Below are 16,100 nucleotides of genomic sequence, written 5' to 3'. Positions count from 1 at the left end.
GCAGGGTCCCTGGTTGAATGCCGTGCAAAACCGACGCAACGCGTCGGTGCTGTGCAATCCATACCGTTGTGTACCAAACTGGTGACTATGGATTCCGACATAATTGTGCCTTGAAACGTCGTAGCGTCACTTCATCGGTTTCTGATTGGAAACGGCGGACCTTTATGGCTTCCAAGCGCGCTGATCCGGGACAAACAGCGCCATCTTGTCCCCCAACCTCAATTCTCCCGGCCGTTCTACCCATGCCGTGACTCCGCGACGCCCCTGAGCCGCTGGTTTGAATGCTGCGCCATAACCGGGCTGGTCGGATTCAATTTCCCGCCCCGGTAACACGCAGGGGCGGTTTTCCATGTCGACCGTGATGGTCAGACCGTCGGCCACCTGCAACCGCGAGGACGGTGGTACATGGGTAAAATCCGGGATGCCCCGCAGCAAGATACTGACACCCAAAAAGGTTGGGTCCAGCTGCGTCAGGCCCATCTCTTGGGCTGTTGCCTGAATTTCTTCGACGGACAGAACCGATAATTGGCGCACATTGCGGATTTCAGTACCTTGGGTATAGAGGTTTTTCACTCGAACGCATGAGGCTCGGTTCACCCCCTCGTGCCGAGCGTCTTTTTCCCCGGAAAACCCCAAATCGAGCTTTTCGACCGGCAAAGCCCGGATCGATTTTCCAGCAGGCACATGCCCCAACCAGGCCACTTCGGCCACAAATTCCGTTTTGCGCAGTACTGGCATCGCTCGCCCCTTTTACAATCCTGCATTAGGCGCCAATAAAAAACCAATACCGTTAAATGAAAAGAAAAAACCCGGGCATTGCCCGGGTTTGATTTGCTTAGGTCGAAGGTTCCGGCTCCATATCTCCGTCCGGAGGCGTCTTCTTGACCTTGGTTTTCGGGATCGCCGTGACGCTGGGCGCGCTGCCTTCATCCGGGCTGTCGCCTTCGTCATCACCTTCGCTGGGTGGTTCGCCATTCATGACGCGCTTGATCTCTTCCCCGGTCAGCGTTTCATATTCCAGCAGACCTTGCGCCAGACGTTCCCATTCTTCACCTTGCTCGGACAGGATTTTATGGGCCCGTTCGTATCCCTGCTGGATCAGGCGCTTGACCTCTTCTTCGATCAGTTCCTTGGTATGCGCTGAGACCGAGAACCCGGCGGTGTTACCAGAATACCCATCATGCGCTTCGGCATAGTCGATATTGCCGACCTTGTCCGACATACCCCAGCGCATCACCATCGCGCGCGACAGCTGGCTTGCCTGCATGATGTCACCGGCCGGCCCGTTCGAGACATGGTCCTCACCGTATTTGATCACCTCGGCGGCCTTACCGGCCATGGTCATCGCCAGCTTTTGCTCACATTCATCGCGGTGATAGTTCAGACGGTCCATTTCTGGCAGCGACACAACCATACCCAATGCGCCACCACGCGGAATGATCGTCGCTTTGTAGACCGGATCACACAGCGGAAGGCTCAGGCCGACAACGGCGTGGCCAGCCTCGTGATAGGCGGTTTTTTCCTTCTGATCCTGGGTCAGCACCATCGAGCGACGCTCAGCCCCCATCATCACCTTGTCCTTGGCGTTCTCAAAGTCCTCCATGGTGACAAAGCGACGGCCTACGCGGGCGGCCATCAACGCGGCCTCGTTCACAAGGTTGGCCAGATCAGCACCCGAGAAACCTGGTGTCCCACGCGCGATGATGCGCAGATCGACATCGGGGCCCAGCGGGGTCTTGCGGGCATGTACGCCCAGGATCTTTTCACGGCCTTTGATGTCAGGATTGCCAACGGTGACGTTGCGGTCGAACCGGCCCGGGCGCAGCAGCGCAGGGTCCAGCACGTCTTTACGGTTGGTCGCCGCCAGAATGATCACGCCTTCGTTGGCCTCAAACCCGTCCATCTCGACCAGCAACTGGTTGAGCGTTTGTTCGCGCTCATCATTGCCGCCGCCATAGCCCGCGCCACGATGGCGACCGACCGCGTCGATCTCATCGATAAACACGATGCATGGTGCGTTTTTCTTGGCCTGTTCGAACATGTCGCGCACACGGGATGCACCCACACCCACAAACATCTCAACGAAATCAGAACCGGAAATAGTGAAGAACGGAACACCCGCCTCGCCGGCAATGGCTCGGGCCAACAGCGTCTTACCCGTACCCGGAGGGCCAACCAGCAGCGCGCCTTTAGGAATTTTGCCGCCCAGACGGCTGAATTTCTGCGGGTTACGCAAGAATTCCACGATCTCTTCCAGCTCTTCCTTGGCCTCATCGATGCCTGCGACATCGTCAAAGGTCACACGGCCATGCTTTTCGGTCAGCATTTTGGCCTTGGACTTACCAAAGCCCATCGCGCCGCCTTTGCCGCCGCCTTGCATCCGGTTCATGAAATAGACCCAGACACCGATCAGCAGCAGGAAGGGCAGAAGCGTGATCAGGAACGACTGGAACCCGGATTGCTGCTGTTTCACCGCCTGAACCGGAATGTTTTCGTCGATCAAAAGCTTGGTCACCTCAGCATCCGCGGGCTTGATGGTGACATAAGTTGCACCGCTTTGCGTGGTGTACCGAATCTGTTCGCCGTCCAGTGTCACGTTCTCGACCTCACCACCTTCAACAGCGGTGACAAAATCCGAATAAGTTCTTTCATTGTTCTGAAGCGATCCGCCTGGTCCGCTGAACAGATTGAACAGTGCAAGAATCAGCAGAAACAGAACGACCCAGAAGGCGATATTACGAGCGTTGCCCAAGGAAATTCTCCCAAAAGATATCGGCAGATGGGGGTCTGCCGTGTTGCTCTTTAAAATAGAGATGATTCAAGCATGTTCAATGCGATAAAAGAGAAGTGTAAAACTCAGGCCTTTCTGGCGTGAAATTGGCGCTCCAGCCGTTCGAAAACCCCGCCAGCGGAGCGGAAAGCAAGGTTTCCCCCTCCCACACCGCCGGTGACGATAACAAAGCTGGCCGCGGTTTGCCCATTGTTCGCCACTCAGAGACCTGACGCAATCCGGCCTCACCCAGTGCACGGACCTGTGTTTTTTCTGTCGCCGGACCAGACAGGACCCAACGTTTATCCCAGGTCTGGTGCGTCCGGACAAATTCGTGCGCAACCGCGTTTAGCTCTCTGCAAAACCACGCTTTATCCTCCTGACAAGTCAGCAGGCAGCCCGCCATAGCCAGCGTTTTCCCGTCACCCACAGCAGCCACCGCCTGCTCTACAGCGGACCCGCGCGGCGGGTAACCCGGCCCTGCAATCCAAGCGATGATGCCAATAAGCAGGCGACGTTGGATTTCGTTGGGCAGATCATCAAACTTTGCACGGTCAACGCAGATGTCACCGCCATCCACCACAGTGATTTTACGGGCGGTTTCCTGCGTATAACGCGCCAACGCCTCACGGGCTTGTGCAAGATTTTCGGCCACGCGACCCAGCGAAGCGGCCGAGATCCCCAACGTGCCGAGGCCCAAAAGCGCGTCGCGCGCTTTAATTCGATCAAATCGCTGATCGTGATTCGACGGGTCTTCGACCCAATCCACACCAGCTTCAGTCAGATAGTCGCGCAGCTGTTGACGGGTGAGGCCCAGCATCGGGCGCAATAGGGTGATGCTGTTTCGCTCTCGGGAATTGGGCATGCCGGATAGCCCTGTCACTCCCGCCGCCCGGCCCAGACGCATCAGAACCGTTTCAGCCTGGTCGTCAGCAGTATGGCCCAGCGCAATCGCCGGAATTCCATTGCGATGCGCCCAGTTGGTCAGCAGAGCATACCGCGCCTGGCGGGCTTGATCCTGCAGGTTTCCTGTCCCATCCCAGCCCTGCCAGAGCAGCGTTTCATGCGACAGCCCCAGATGTGTCGCCTGTACGGCAACGCGCGCGGCCTCATCCGCCGATCCGGCGCGCAGACCATGGTCCACGGTGGCGACATGCATCGCGACCCCTTCACGCTGTGCAATCGCGTGCAGCAGGTACATCAATGCAACCGAATCGCCACCGCCGGATACGGCCACACCCAATCGCGGCGGCAGCGTTTCAGGCAACCGCGCGCGGAGTTCGGATTGAAGAATGTCGGCCCTGTCGGTCAAGAACAGCCCAGAGATGCCATTTCCTGCGTCGCTTGGGACGCATTGGCCGAAGTCGGAAAGCGCACACCAACCTCGGACAAGGTGATGCAAGCCTGATCCGTCTGCCCAAGACGGCCCAGGGCCGCCCCGAGCTCGAACAGTGCCTCAGGCGCGACGGCACCTTCGGAATCGCCGGTGAAACTGGCCAGAAACGCGCGCGCAGCCTCACGTGTGTCGCCCAGACCTTCCAGCGCCTGTCCGCGTTTCAGATTAGCCTCGGACGCAAGCGGGCTGCCGGGGTAAGACGTGTCGAACTGCGCGAACTGGTCAGCAGCGACCTGAAAGTTCCCATCCGCCAGCGCCTGTGCGGCGGCATCGAAATCCGCCTGTTCCCCGATGGCCAGTTCCGCTTGTTCGGTCGCAACCGGATTGGAGGGTGTTACAACCGTGGTACCGGATGCTGTATTTTCGCCGCCCAAGGTACTGGTTGGTTCACCCGAGATTTCACAGCCGGCTTCCAGCTCACAAAGCCGGAACTCCATGTCGCCGATCCGGTTGGTGCCATCGGTCACGATATTCTGCACGCGTTGATTCAATTGCTCGGTCTGCCGCGTCAGGCGCTGCAATTCGGCCTCGATCGCATCGACGCGTTCAAGGACGGAATTGCCGGACAGGTTCGGTGCCGGAGACCCGGTCGTCGAGAACTCGCGCTTCAGACGCTGAACTTCTACATGCAGCACAGTCAACTCTTGCCGGATATCCGCCAGAGTCTGCTGGTCCTGCGCTTGTGCCACACCGGCGGTCGCAACAACCGCCGCCAAAACCCATCCTGCAAATCGCATTGTCTTACCCCAAGGTTGAACCAGTCAGCACCGTCACAGCGCGACGGTTTTTGGAATAGCATTCCTCGGTGCTGCAAATCTCGATCGGGCGTTCCTTGCCATAGCTGACCGTGGTCAGACGATTGCCTGCCACCCCGCGCGAAATCAGGTATTCGCGCGCTGCATTGGCGCGCTTTGCTCCAAGCCCAAGGTTGTATTCCCGCGTGCCCTGTTCGTCTGCGTGACCTTCGATCGTGGCCACAAAATCCGTATTGGCCAGCAACCAGTCGGCCTGTCCCTGCAATACCGTCTGCGCCTGCGGTGTCAATGTCGACTGATCCACCGAGAACAGGACCCGGTCCCCAACGGTTTGCTGGAAATAGGCAGGTGAGCGCGGATCACTTGGCGAGCCCGGCGAAATGGCACCATTCGCACCATTGCCGAAACCGCCGCCCAATGCGGATGGATCATTATTGGTGCAGGCGGCAATTACGCTCAGCATGCCCAAAGCCAGGATTTTGCCCAATACATTCATTTCAAGTGCCTCGTCGATTTATCGTTTATTGCCGTCTCTGTACCACAGTGCAGGTTTTATGTGAACTTTTCCAACACTCTGGCGCGATCAATTCTGCAATGGCCCCCAGGACGGATCGCTGCCACCGTCGGGGGTGCGCACCGGGCGCAGGTTCCGACCCGAGATATCCACCGAATAGAGAGTTGCCCGGCCGCTTGCGCCCTGCGTTTCGCGGGTGAACATGATGACCCGGCCGTTGGGTGACCAGGTCGGGCCCTCGTCCAGGAAAGAGGACGTCAGAAGGCGTTCCTCACTGCCATCCACGCGCATGACGCCAATATGGAACCGACCCTTGTTCTGCTTAGTAAAGGCAACAAGATCCCCACGCGGCGACCAGACTGGCGTGCCATAGCGGCCCTGACCAAAACTGATGCGCGTGGCCTCGCCCCCGTTTGCGGGCATGATGTACAGCTGCGGCGTGCCCGAGCGGTCGCTTTCGAACACGATCCGCGTGCCATCCGGCGAATAGCTGGGGGCGGTTTCAATTGCCGGCGTATTGGTCAGGCGCACGCTTTGCCCCGACGCCAGATCCATCTTCCACAGGTCGGTATTGCCGCCCTGGATCAGCGAATAAACGATCGAACGCCCATCCGGAGAGAACCGCGGCGAAAAGCTCATCGTGCCGCCTTGGGTGTTCAACTCAGTCTGCCGGACCCGGTCGACATCCAGAACATAGATGCGCGGGCTGCCGCTTGCATAGCTGGTGTAAAGAAGCCGGTCGCCAGTGGGTGAAAAGCGCGGGGCCAGCACGATGGCGGCGCTGTCGGTCAGATACTGCACATTCGCGCCGTCGTAATCCATGATCGCCAGACGTTTCAGACGCTGGTTTTTGGGCCCGCTCTCGGACACAAAGGCCACGCGGCTGTCGAAATAGGCCCCCTCACCCGTAATCCGGCTATAGACCTGATCGGCCACCTTATGTGCCATGCGCCGCCAGCCCTCGGTGGTTCCGGTAAACTGCAAACCGTTGCCAAGTTCCTTGTCCGAGAACACATCCCAGACCCGGAACCGCACCGTCAGTTTGTTGCCTGACACGTTGACCGCACCGGTTACCAGCGCCTCGGCATTGATCGCTTTCCAGTCCGCGAACTGCAAAGGAGCCTCAAAGCTGCTGACCCGGCTGATGAAGGCGTCCGAAGAAATCTCGCGAAACAACCCGGTTCCGATCAGATCGTCTGCGATCACCCGAGAGAGATCATTGGCGTATTGCGTCGCTGCTGGCCCGTCGGGTACGAAGTTCGGCACCGCAAAGGGCAAGGGCTCGATGATTGGGTTATCCAGTTCAATACGAAGCTGCGCAAAAGCCGGAGCCGTTAATAGCGTCAGGCCGAACAACAAGCTGGCAAGAAGTTTCATCATCTGATCCCCATCCTCTCGGGATTGAATGTTATTTCAATATCCTTCCACTGATCATACTTGTCAGCAGGTAAGTCGTAACCTTTAGCTCCACAACGTAGAATCGCGCGCCGAGCAGCTTGAAAGGCCTGATCTGCCGCAGACGCAGACCCACCAGAGCTGCTCAGCAGGCGCAAACCACCAGAAACTTTTCCATCACGAGAAAGCGAGAAGCCGACGACAACCACAGTTCGCTGAGCTTCTGTCGACAAGGAACCAATGTTCCAACACTTCGACACAGCCAACCGCATGGCATCCTTTTCACCGCCGGTGAGTGGCGGACCAATTGGTTCACTGCCCTGCCCCAACGCCTCGGCCAGCGCATCATCAATGGCTGTGTCGGGTTCTGTGGGTTCCGGCGGTGTCGTCTCCTCGGTCTCAGCCACGACGGGCTTGGCCGGTGGCGCGGGCCTGTTGGGCCTTGTTTTTGGGCGTGGCGACGTTCGTGGGGCGTTTTCTTGGGTTTCTTCCGCCTCGGTCACAATCACATCTGTGGCCTCTTCCGGGGCGGTCTGATCCTGCTGTTCCTGTTGAACCTCGGCACCCTCATCCAATGACACCGCGGGGGACTCCACATCATCCGGCTGGGCGTCCGGTGGTGGCGGGGCGACGGGTTCCGGTGCGACGATATCTGACGGGCGCGGTAACGCCTCGGGGCCTTCAGGTACGGGTAGAACCTCGGTCACCGGTTCGGGCTGATCCAAGGTCGGGGGCTCTTCGATCACCACGGGTTCGGGCGGTGCCTCAACTGGTTCAGGCACCGGGTCGGGTTCCGGTTCCGCCGGTGTCGTAACATCGGGTCGGGGTTGCTCTTCCTCGACCGGTTCTGGGGTGCTGACCTCTTCCTCGGGCGCTTCGGGCTGTTGCAATGCGGTGGGAACCGGCACTTCGGGCGCGTCGCTTTGTGCAGTCATCGCCTCAAATTGCTCAGCCGTAATCACCGACACCTCCTGCACAGCCATAGGTAACGGTTCGGACCGGAAGGTGCCGCCAAACAAGGCCCATCCGATCAGGCCAGCATGGGCAATCGCCGAAATCTTGGTGCCGGTGTCCACCGCGCGGCCTCACTCTCCGCCTTCGTCCAGCGTCGGCCCGCCGGTTTCGGTCACAAGGCCCACATTGGAAAATCCGCCTGCATTCAGCGCGCCCATGACCTGCATCACCTGCGCATAGGGGATCGCCCCATCGGCCCTCAGGAACACGCGGTCGCTGGTGCGTTCAACGGCGATGGCCTGCAGCTTGCCAATTAACTCTTCACGCAGCACATCCGTGGTCTGGATCTGCACCCGGCCATCAGCGGTCAAGGTTACCGTCAAAGGTTCTTCGTTATCGCCAGGCAGGGCACTGGCGGCGGTCTTCGGCAAGTCTACCGGCACGCCCACGGTCAGCAACGGCGCTGCCACCATGAAGATGATCAGCAACACCAGCATGACGTCCACAAAGGGCGTCACGTTGATCTCGGCCATTGGTTGCGCGCGCCCGCGACGCCGTCCGCGTCTGCGCCCGTTCCCGCCCGAAGATTGCTGAACCGCAGCACCCATATCAGCTGTCCAACTGACGCGACAGGATGGTGGCGAACTCGTCGGCAAAGGCCTCATACCCGCCGACAATCCGATCACTGTCAGCGCTGAGCTTGTTGTAGAAAATAACCGCCGGAATCGCAGCCAGCAGGCCCAGACCGGTGGCCAGCAAAGCTTCGGCAATACCGGGGGCGACAACGGCGAGGTTGGTGTTTTGCTGCTCGGCGATCTCGATAAAGGCGTTCATGATGCCCCAGACAGTACCGAACAGGCCGATAAATGGCGCGGTCGAACCAACAGTGGCGAGAATGGGCAGGCCTTTTTGCAGCCCCTCGGCCTCTTTCGCGATTGCCACGTCCATCGAGCGGTCAATCCGCGCGGTGGCCCCCGCAATCAACCCGCCATCCGTGCGATGCGATCTGCGCCATTCAATCATGCCCGAGGCAAAAATCTTCTCAGAACTGCCATCAGGTTGCGTTCCGATTTGTTCAAACAGCTCGTCCAGTGGGTTACCCGACCAGAAGGATTCATCGAATACCGCAGCTTCACGCCGAGCGGCCCGATAATTGATCAGCTTTTGAATGATAATCGCCCAAGACCAGCCCGATGCAATAATCAGCATCAGCATCACCAGTTTGACGATAAAAGTCGCGCGGGCAAATAGCCCCCACATGGAGAAATCGATCTCCTGCGCCAGCGCCAGCGTTTCAGCTTCCATGAACCTGCTCTTTGTTTTTGCCTGACGGCCGTTTGTTTTGGCCTTGTTTTGCCAAACGCTAACGCAGTTGGGTACGAAATGCCAACAGAACCACCCTGATCCCGGAAATTGTTACAGCAATGCGCGAATCTCTGCCGGGAGGCGTACCGGCTTGCCCAGCGCATTCATGCAAACAGCCGTTACCGTGGCTCGGAATATCTCGGTTTCGCCCCTTTTGATCAGCTGCCCCATCGTCAACCGGACGCCAGACAACGAAACAACTTCGGTTTCCACCGTCAACTCGTCCTCGAATTTGGCAGTGGTTAGGTAATCCGCTTCGATCCGGCGAACGACCCAAACGATGCCTGCATCACGCATGGCGTTCTGGTCATTGCCCAACTGACGCACGTAATCAGACCGGGCGCGTTCGATGAATTTCAGATAGTTGGCATGATAGACCACGCCCCCCATGTCGGTGTCTTCGTAATAGACACGGACTGGATAGGTGTGTATCGGGTGATCGTGCGTGTCGGTGGCCATGCTGAAAGATCCGGTCATGCAATTTGCTCAAAAATGTAGGGCACGGGCAAGGCGCCTATGCCTCAGAGATGCATGCGCGCTGTCGATCCTGCAATCCCCTGACCCGGATAAAGTTCGAATGAGCCCTATCGCGGCGTCAAAATTTAGCAGTTTGCCCCTAAGCTTCAGAGACATGCGACATTTTAGAACAGGTGATCGAATGGTCAGAATCCGCGGCCAAGGGAACAGTGCCAAAGTGGTTGTTTGAGGCAGCCATCCCTGATCGCAGAGTTTTCGAGCCGCACCAAACCCGCGCGGTTGCCACCCCTTTCACTGAGGAGGTTGAAACCTGGCAAACAACCGCAATGCATGGGACGCATCCTGCGTTGCCCCGGGCAGAACCGGATCGTAGGACGCCCGGATCACCTCGGCTATGTCCGGCCGCAAGATCGTCGCCTCGCCGGCCACCGCCAAGGGGGATTGGTTGCGAAATGCGGTGTCGGACCACAGCAGGATAGTCTGCACCACCTGGCTGAGCGCCAGAGTGTCGGCGGGGATATTGGACAGCTCTTCATCCATCCTCAGGAATACAAAGGCTGCCCGGATGGCGCCGTCGTCTTCGAACCGGAAAATGCGATACTGATTGGCATCTGCGGCCTCAAGACGGCCCACCAGCAGTGCCAGATCAGGGATCAGCCGATCCAGATCGGGAACTTCCAGCAACTCCTGCCAATCACGAAAGAAGAAGACCATGCAATTGGCACCCAACTCTGGGTCAGTTTCCGCCATCTTGTGACCGGACAGGGCCACAACGGCCTCGAACGCGCCTTTAACCACGGCCAGCGTCTTGTCTTCGACGCCAAAGACGATGGGCACGATGGGACGTCCCCATCTGGCGAACAGGAACTCTCCGCTTTCGCGGGTAAACAACGCCTCGATCTCTTCCGGAGTCACGTCTGGCCCTTCATCTTTTCTGGTTCACTCTTGCCGAAGGCATAAAATCTCCGGGCCAAAGCTTCAACCAAACAGATCGTTTTGGCCTTTGGGGGCCGCCATACCCAGATGCGTCCACGCTTTTTGCGCCAACATCCGCCCGCGCGGGGTGCGTTGGATCAGGCCTTGCTGCAGCAAATATGGCTCAATCACCTCTTCCAGCGAGTCGCGGCTTTCCGACAATGCGGCGGATAGGGTTTCAATCCCAACCGGACCACCCGCGTAATTCTCAGCGATCAGTTTCAGGTATCGCCGGTCCGCACCGTCCAGCCCCAGATTATCAACCCCCAACCGAGTCAGCGCCCCATCCGCCAGTTCGCGTGAGATTCGACCGTCGCCTTCCACAATCGCAAAATCCACCACTCGACGCAGCAACCGACCCGCAATCCGAGGGGTGCCTCGTGATCGGCGCGCGATCTCGCGGGCTCCGTCATTATCCGCGGGCGCGCCCAGTTTGCGGGCGTTGCGGGTGACGATCTCGTGTAGCTCATCGATCGTGTAGAACTGCAACCGCGTCGGGATCCCGAACCGGTCGCGCAGCGGGGTGGTCAGCAAGCCCATCCGGGTGGTTGCCCCGACCAGAGTAAAGGGCTGCAGCTCGATCCGAACAGTGCGTGCAGCGGGGCCTTCGCCGATCACCAGATCCAGTTCGAAATCCTCCATCGCCGGGTACAGGACCTCTTCGACAGCGGGGTTCAGGCGATGGATTTCGTCAATGAACAAAACATCGCGCGCTTCCAGATTGGTCAGAATTGCCGCCAGATCGCCCGCTTTGGCCAGAACCGGGCCCGAGGTCATGCGGAAATTCACCCCAAGTTCACGCGCAATAATCTGTGCCAGTGTCGTCTTTCCCAACCCCGGCGGGCCGTGAAACAAGGTATGGTCCATCGCCTCGCCGCGTTGCCGGGCGGATTGGATAAAGATGCGCAGGTTGGCGCGGGCTTCAGCCTGCCCGATGAATTCATCCAGCCCCTGCGGTCGCAGGGCACGGTCGTTGTCTTCGGGTAAAGGCTCGGGGCGCAGGTTGGGATCGGCGTCTACCATTCAATCACCCTTTCGGAGCAAGCAGCTTGAGCGCCGCGCGGATCAAATTTGCCTCGCCCGCATCAGGATCGTTGGCCGCGGCTTCGGCTACGGCCGAGGCCGCCTCGGACGGTCCATAGCCGAGATTGGACAGGGCTGACAAAGCCCCGGCCGACGCAGCCGCTGAACCTGAGGCCGGTTTCGCCATGCGTGTGGGCGCTGGTGCAGGTTCAGACAGTTCGACAACATCCAGATCGGGGCCATCCATCGCCTCGGTCACGGTGCCGCCCATCGCCATCACGCCCGGCGCCTTATCCTTGAGGTCAAGCACAATGCGTTGCGCCGTTTTCGGACCAACCCCTTTGGCAGCCTTGACCGCACCCCAGTCCCCCAGCGCAATCGACCGGCTGACCCCATCGGGACCCAACGCGCTGAGAATGGCCAGTGAAACCTTGGCACCGACGCCCTGAACCGAACACAACAGCCGGTGCCATTCTTTTTCGATCAACGACAGGAACCCGTAAAGCTGCATCAGATCCTCACGCACGACCATGTCGGTGTAGATCGAGACCGCCTCGCCCACACCCGGCAGCGCGGCCATTGTCCGATCTGAACAATAGACGATGTACCCAACCCCCCGCACGTCAATCAGCACGTGGTCTGCGGCGCGGTAATCCAGTCGCCCTGTCAGTTTGCCAATCATGCCTTCACCTCTTTCATCCGTGCGCCCGGTGCTGTGCCGTAATAAGAGTGACAGATGGCAATCGCCAGCGCATCCGCCGCGTCCGCACCTTTGGGCTGACACCCCGGCAATTGCAGTTTCACCATATGCAGGACCTGCTGTTTTTCGGCATGACCCACGCCTACGACGGTTTTCTTGACCCGGTTTGGTGCATATTCCCCCACCGGCAACCCGGCTTGCGCCAGGGTCAGCAATGCCACCCCCCGCGCCTGACCCAGTTTCAATGTGCCGGCCCCGTCCTTGTTTACGAAAGTCTGTTCGATGGCAGCCTGATCGGGTTGATGTGCGGCAATGACCTCGACAATCTGATTGTGCAGAGACAGCAGGCGTTCGCCCAGATCGTCGCCGTCGGATTTGCATAACCCGTTGGCCACGTGGCTCAGACGGCTGCCATGTGATTCGATGACGCCCCATCCCAGGGTTCGAAGCCCCGGATCAATGCCCAGAATTCGCATGTTTTGCCTCGACCTGCTCGGGTTTTTGAGATCTTTCATTCGGATTAGCACGAAGCATGAACATTTTCCAAGCGAATTGACCGAAAGTCCAAAAACGACAGACCTGTCCCAGTGACGACACGACGGCCAGTTTGCGACAGCGAAACGCCTGAATTCGACACGTTTCATAACCGCCTAATGGTCAATAAATTAACGGTTTTTTAGATTTCTGAAGCATTGCAAAAAATGCATAGGACACATGCAATTTCCTCACTTGCACAGTCAAATCGACATCACTAAATGCCGCTCAGATCAGATGATCTAGACCTTAACTCAAACCAGAAGGAAACAGGATATGGCTGCTCTGGACACCACCCGCATCACCACTGGCTCGTTCGGCCTCGTCGGCCGTATCGGCGCAACTTTCGCATCGGTCGTAAACGCCGTTGTTGAATGGAACGACGCCCGCGTCACTCGTAACGTGCTGAGCGGTCTGACAGATCGCGAACTGGAAGATATTGGTCTGTGCCGTGGCGATATTGACGTCGTGACAGATGGTCGTCGGTAAGACTTAAAACCTACCACTCATAGCCCCTTCTTCTCCCTCGGGGGCAAAAAAGAACGCCGCCCATCTGCAGATGGGCGGCGCTTCTTGTTCATTCAGATAGTTTCTAAGACGTGAACCGGTCTATCTGGGCTGCCAGAAATTCCGAGACGGGGTCAATCTGCATCACCCAGGCACCAGCCTTTTCAACAGTTGTCCCTTGCGCAAGGCTATCAACCCGGAACTCGTAGGCCGATGTTCCCAAGCTTGTCATTAAGAATGTCTTGAACGCAAACAAGCCGAACAGGCACATCAGAAGAACCTTTGCCGGAACCGCGGACTTTACGCGCTGCGGTTTCATCACAACAAGGCCATCTTTGCGCATCGTGGCGCGATAGCCACGGCTGAGCTTGGCGTGCTTTTTATTCAGGCGAGTTACGCGCTGATCAAATTCCACTTGTTTTACTGTCATGGCAGCCTCCAAACAACCGCCCCCGTTTTCCACGCTATGACGGTAGATAGAGATTGCGACAAAAAAGAGGCGAAATTCCAGAAAACTCCTGCAAATGGTCTAAATTGCGCCCTGTTTGCTTAAGACTAGCGTCGTCCATTCACCAATTTCGTCTCTTTTTGTCAGATTGAACCCGTTTTGTGAATAAACCGAGACCACATCATCGGCCTGTTCATTGAGGATTCCCGACAAAACAGCATAGCCCCCATCCCGCAGATTCGCTGCTATTTCCGGTGACAACGCCACCAAAGGACCTTTGAGGATATTTGCGAGAACAAGGTCGTATGGCGCGCTGGCTTGCAGGTCGGGGTGATCAAAACCCGCCGCCTCGATACACTTCACCTGCCCGGACATTCCGTTTGCCTTCAGGTTGGCCTCGGCCACATCAACAGCGACCTGGTCAATATCGCTGGCGATTACAACGCCATCCCAGACCCTGGCAGCTGCCATGGCCAGAACTGCAGTGCCGCAGCCGATATCGGCCACTTTGGTCGCAGCAAACCCGCCATCCAGCAAGTGATCCAGCGCTTTGAGGCAGCCCAGCGTTGTGCCATGGTGACCGGTTCCAAACGCCATCGCGGCCTCGATCAGCAGCGGGATGCGCCCTTCGGGCATCTTGTCGGCATCGTGACTGCCATAGACGAAAAACCGCCCCGCTTCGACCGGGGCCAGTTCGCGGCGCACATTGGCAACCCAATCGGTATCGGGCAATTCCGACACGACAAAGGGCTTGGCCTCGAACGCGGCGGCCAGAACAGCCAGCGCGGTTTCGTCCGGCGCTTCGGTGAAATAGCCGCCGACCTCCCACAGGCCCGATCCATCTTCGACCTCGAACACGCCGATGCCAGTGGGTTCAGGATCCAAACGCTCCATCGCGTCGCCCAGCCCTTCGGCAGCTTTCTTGCCAGTCATGGTGGTAAGCGCGGTGAATGTGGGCATAGGGGCCTCCGTGTATCAGTTGATACAGCGCCTATGGCGCAGGCCCGCCAAGGTCAAGCGTTGGCGCTTATTCCGCCGGGGCCGGGGCGTATTTCGACAGAACTGTCTCATTCCCCGGTTCCGGGTGGCGCGGGATCAACAGCGACAGGGTCAGCGAGATTATCGCCATAGCAGCAGCCAGCGCAAAAACCGCACCGGGTGACACGACCCACAACAAGCCCAACAGCGCCGGCAGGAACACGGCCGCGATGTGATTGATGGTAAAGGCTACCGCCGCTGTCGGCGCAATATCCGCCGGGTCTGCGATTTTCTGGAAATAAGTCTTCAACGCCAACGCCAGCGCAAACAGCACGTGGTCAATCACATAGAGGATCGCGGCCAAAACCACCCCCCAGCCAAACCAGTAGATGCCGCCATAAGCCGCAAAGACAATGGCCAGACCAGTATATTCGAAGATCAGCGTACGGCGTTCACCAAACAGCGAGACAGCCTTACCCAACATCGGGGCCGCCGCCATGTTTATCAGCAGGTTGATCATGTAAAGGCTGGTCAGCTCGTGCACTTCAAAGCCAAACTTCTCGACCATCATGAAACCCGCAAAGACCACAAAGATCTGCCGCCGCGCACCGGCCATGAATTGCAGCGCATAATACAGCCAATAACGGCGGCGCAGCACGATCTTTTTGGTTTGTGGCGTTGGTGAGTCGAATTGTGGATACACGACCAAACACAACAGCGCCAGCGCGGCAGTAAATCCACCTGCCGCCATGAATACGGTGTTGTAGGACAGATCGAACCTCTCCCAGGTTAGCACGATCAAACCGTACACTACCAAGGTCGCCGCCGATCCCATTGCGACCAACCAGCCCAGTGCCTGCGGCGCACGGTCCTTGGGCAGCCATTGCAGTTGCAGGGACTGGTTCACCGTCTCGTAATAGTGAAAGCCGATTGAGCTGAACAACGTTACAAAAAGCAGCCCGCCGAGGCTGGGAAACCAGGCTGTTATGGCGGTGGCGACACCCAGCAGCATCAAAGAGATCATGGCCAGGACCTGTTCGCGGACAAACAGGATGACCGCGATCACACCAACGGCCAGAAAGCCCGGAATTTCGCGCACCGTATGCAGCAACCCGATATCCGCACCATCGAAATTCGCCACCTCGATGACGAAGTTGTTCAACAGCGCGCTCCACGCGTTGAACGCGATGGGCATTGTCAGCGCCATAACAAACAAAAGCGTCACGGGACGGCGCCAGAACGGAAGGCTCTGCGCCTCGGAAAGCGGCATGGATTTCAGCATGAGACCCCTCTACGCCCATTTTCGCGC

The 16,100-nt window shown here is 58.2% G+C and carries 18 protein-coding genes; 1 reads left to right on the top strand and 17 read right to left on the bottom strand.

Annotation, left to right across the window (positions count from 1 at the left end; genetic code table 11):
* Positions 1-162: 162 nt before the first annotated feature.
* The 14 genes from SJY13_RS20120 to ruvC form a co-directional block, all read right to left on the bottom strand.
* Positions 163-738, bottom strand: coding sequence for an MOSC domain-containing protein (locus SJY13_RS20120; protein WP_377193501.1), 576 nt, complete (start codon positions 736-738; stop codon positions 163-165).
* A gap of 97 nt (positions 739-835) precedes the next feature.
* Entirely contained in the window at positions 836-2,752 is a 1,917-nt protein-coding gene (gene ftsH / locus SJY13_RS20115; protein ID WP_085824208.1) for an ATP-dependent zinc metalloprotease FtsH, read from the bottom strand.
* 76 nt (positions 2,753-2,828) lie between these two features.
* Entirely contained in the window at positions 2,829-4,082 is a 1,254-nt protein-coding gene (tilS, locus tag SJY13_RS20110) for a tRNA lysidine(34) synthetase TilS (protein ID WP_377193499.1), read from the bottom strand.
* Positions 4,079-4,903, bottom strand: coding sequence for a tol-pal system protein YbgF (gene ybgF, locus SJY13_RS20105; protein ID WP_377193497.1), 825 nt, complete (start codon positions 4,901-4,903; stop codon positions 4,079-4,081). The genes tilS and ybgF overlap by 4 nt, the downstream gene beginning before the upstream one ends.
* A 4-nt stretch (positions 4,904-4,907) precedes the next feature.
* Entirely contained in the window at positions 4,908-5,417 is a 510-nt protein-coding gene (pal, locus tag SJY13_RS20100) for a peptidoglycan-associated lipoprotein Pal (RefSeq protein ID WP_085824211.1), read from the bottom strand.
* Positions 5,418-5,504: 87 nt separating this feature from the next.
* Positions 5,505-6,815, bottom strand: a complete 1,311-nt coding sequence (gene tolB, locus SJY13_RS20095) for a Tol-Pal system beta propeller repeat protein TolB (RefSeq protein WP_377193495.1) — start codon at positions 6,813-6,815, stop codon at positions 5,505-5,507.
* Positions 6,812-7,906, bottom strand: a complete 1,095-nt coding sequence (locus tag SJY13_RS20090; RefSeq protein ID WP_377193493.1) for an energy transducer TonB — start codon at positions 7,904-7,906, stop codon at positions 6,812-6,814. The genes tolB and SJY13_RS20090 overlap by 4 nt, the downstream gene beginning before the upstream one ends.
* 9 nt (positions 7,907-7,915) lie before the next feature.
* Positions 7,916-8,392, bottom strand: coding sequence for a protein TolR (gene tolR, locus SJY13_RS20085; protein ID WP_377193491.1), 477 nt, complete (start codon positions 8,390-8,392; stop codon positions 7,916-7,918).
* A gap of 1 nt (position 8,393) precedes the next feature.
* A complete protein-coding gene (gene tolQ, locus SJY13_RS20080; RefSeq protein WP_085824215.1) occupies positions 8,394-9,089 on the bottom strand; it encodes a protein TolQ in 696 nt (231 codons plus the stop codon).
* 111 nt (positions 9,090-9,200) lie between these two features.
* The gene (gene ybgC / locus SJY13_RS20075; protein ID WP_377193488.1) at positions 9,201-9,608 is read right to left on the bottom strand and encodes a tol-pal system-associated acyl-CoA thioesterase; all 408 of its coding nucleotides are present in this window, start codon (positions 9,606-9,608) and stop codon (positions 9,201-9,203) included.
* Between the two features lie 309 nt (positions 9,609-9,917).
* Positions 9,918-10,541, bottom strand: coding sequence for a hypothetical protein (locus tag SJY13_RS20070; protein WP_377193486.1), 624 nt, complete (start codon positions 10,539-10,541; stop codon positions 9,918-9,920).
* A gap of 63 nt (positions 10,542-10,604) precedes the next feature.
* The gene (gene ruvB, locus SJY13_RS20065) at positions 10,605-11,624 is read right to left on the bottom strand and encodes a Holliday junction branch migration DNA helicase RuvB (protein WP_085824217.1); all 1,020 of its coding nucleotides are present in this window, start codon (positions 11,622-11,624) and stop codon (positions 10,605-10,607) included.
* Positions 11,625-11,628: 4 nt separating this feature from the next.
* Positions 11,629-12,306, bottom strand: coding sequence for a Holliday junction branch migration protein RuvA (ruvA, locus tag SJY13_RS20060; protein ID WP_377193484.1), 678 nt, complete (start codon positions 12,304-12,306; stop codon positions 11,629-11,631).
* Positions 12,303-12,800: a crossover junction endodeoxyribonuclease RuvC gene (gene ruvC, locus SJY13_RS20055; RefSeq protein WP_085824219.1), complete on the bottom strand. Its 498-nt coding sequence runs from the start codon at positions 12,798-12,800 to the stop codon at positions 12,303-12,305. Before ruvC ends, ruvA begins: the two co-directional genes overlap by 4 nt.
* Before the next feature lie 334 nt (positions 12,801-13,134).
* Here ruvC and SJY13_RS20050 point away from each other — a divergent pair, with 334 nt between their 5' ends.
* Entirely contained in the window at positions 13,135-13,347 is a 213-nt protein-coding gene (locus SJY13_RS20050; protein ID WP_377193482.1) for a DUF1127 domain-containing protein, read from the top strand.
* A gap of 103 nt (positions 13,348-13,450) precedes the next feature.
* On the opposite strand, the gene SJY13_RS20045 is transcribed toward SJY13_RS20050, so the two are convergent.
* The 3 genes from SJY13_RS20045 to SJY13_RS20035 all read right to left on the bottom strand — a co-directional run bounded on the left by SJY13_RS20045 (position 13,451) and on the right by SJY13_RS20035 (position 16,073).
* Positions 13,451-13,795, bottom strand: coding sequence for a hypothetical protein (locus tag SJY13_RS20045; protein WP_377193480.1), 345 nt, complete (start codon positions 13,793-13,795; stop codon positions 13,451-13,453).
* Positions 13,796-13,894: 99 nt separating this feature from the next.
* The gene (locus tag SJY13_RS20040; RefSeq protein ID WP_377193478.1) at positions 13,895-14,773 is read right to left on the bottom strand and encodes a 50S ribosomal protein L11 methyltransferase; all 879 of its coding nucleotides are present in this window, start codon (positions 14,771-14,773) and stop codon (positions 13,895-13,897) included.
* Positions 14,774-14,840: 67 nt separating this feature from the next.
* Complete coding sequence (locus SJY13_RS20035) at positions 14,841-16,073, bottom strand: MFS transporter (RefSeq protein ID WP_377193476.1); 1,233 nt, start codon at positions 16,071-16,073, stop codon at positions 14,841-14,843.
* Positions 16,074-16,100 lie beyond the last annotated feature (27 nt).

The sequence above is a fragment of the Ruegeria meonggei genome, from assembly GCF_042768335.1.
GTDB lineage: Bacteria > Pseudomonadota > Alphaproteobacteria > Rhodobacterales > Rhodobacteraceae > Ruegeria > Ruegeria meonggei.
This window is presented reverse-complemented; position numbering and strand designations above follow the sequence as displayed.

Coding starts and splice junctions, on each gene's coding strand:
- SJY13_RS20120 (WP_377193501.1), bottom strand. CDS start 738: ATGCCAGTACTGCGCAAAACGGAATTTGTGGCCGAAGTGGCCTGGTTG.
- ybgF (WP_377193497.1), bottom strand. CDS start 4,903: ATGCGATTTGCAGGATGGGTTTTGGCGGCGGTTGTTGCGACCGCCGGT.
- pal (WP_085824211.1), bottom strand. CDS start 5,417: ATGAATGTATTGGGCAAAATCCTGGCTTTGGGCATGCTGAGCGTAATT.
- tolB (WP_377193495.1), bottom strand. CDS start 6,815: ATGATGAAACTTCTTGCCAGCTTGTTGTTCGGCCTGACGCTATTAACG.
- tolR (WP_377193491.1), bottom strand. CDS start 8,392: ATGGGTGCTGCGGTTCAGCAATCTTCGGGCGGGAACGGGCGCAGACGC.
- tolQ (WP_085824215.1), bottom strand. CDS start 9,089: ATGGAAGCTGAAACGCTGGCGCTGGCGCAGGAGATCGATTTCTCCATG.
- ybgC (WP_377193488.1), bottom strand. CDS start 9,608: ATGGCCACCGACACGCACGATCACCCGATACACACCTATCCAGTCCGT.
- ruvB (WP_085824217.1), bottom strand. CDS start 11,624: ATGGTAGACGCCGATCCCAACCTGCGCCCCGAGCCTTTACCCGAAGAC.
- ruvA (WP_377193484.1), bottom strand. CDS start 12,306: ATGATTGGCAAACTGACAGGGCGACTGGATTACCGCGCCGCAGACCAC.
- ruvC (WP_085824219.1), bottom strand. CDS start 12,800: ATGCGAATTCTGGGCATTGATCCGGGGCTTCGAACCCTGGGATGGGGC.
- SJY13_RS20050 (WP_377193482.1), top strand. CDS start 13,135: ATGGCTGCTCTGGACACCACCCGCATCACCACTGGCTCGTTCGGCCTC.
- SJY13_RS20045 (WP_377193480.1), bottom strand. CDS start 13,795: ATGACAGTAAAACAAGTGGAATTTGATCAGCGCGTAACTCGCCTGAAT.
- SJY13_RS20040 (WP_377193478.1), bottom strand. CDS start 14,773: ATGCCCACATTCACCGCGCTTACCACCATGACTGGCAAGAAAGCTGCC.
- SJY13_RS20035 (WP_377193476.1), bottom strand. CDS start 16,073: ATGCTGAAATCCATGCCGCTTTCCGAGGCGCAGAGCCTTCCGTTCTGG.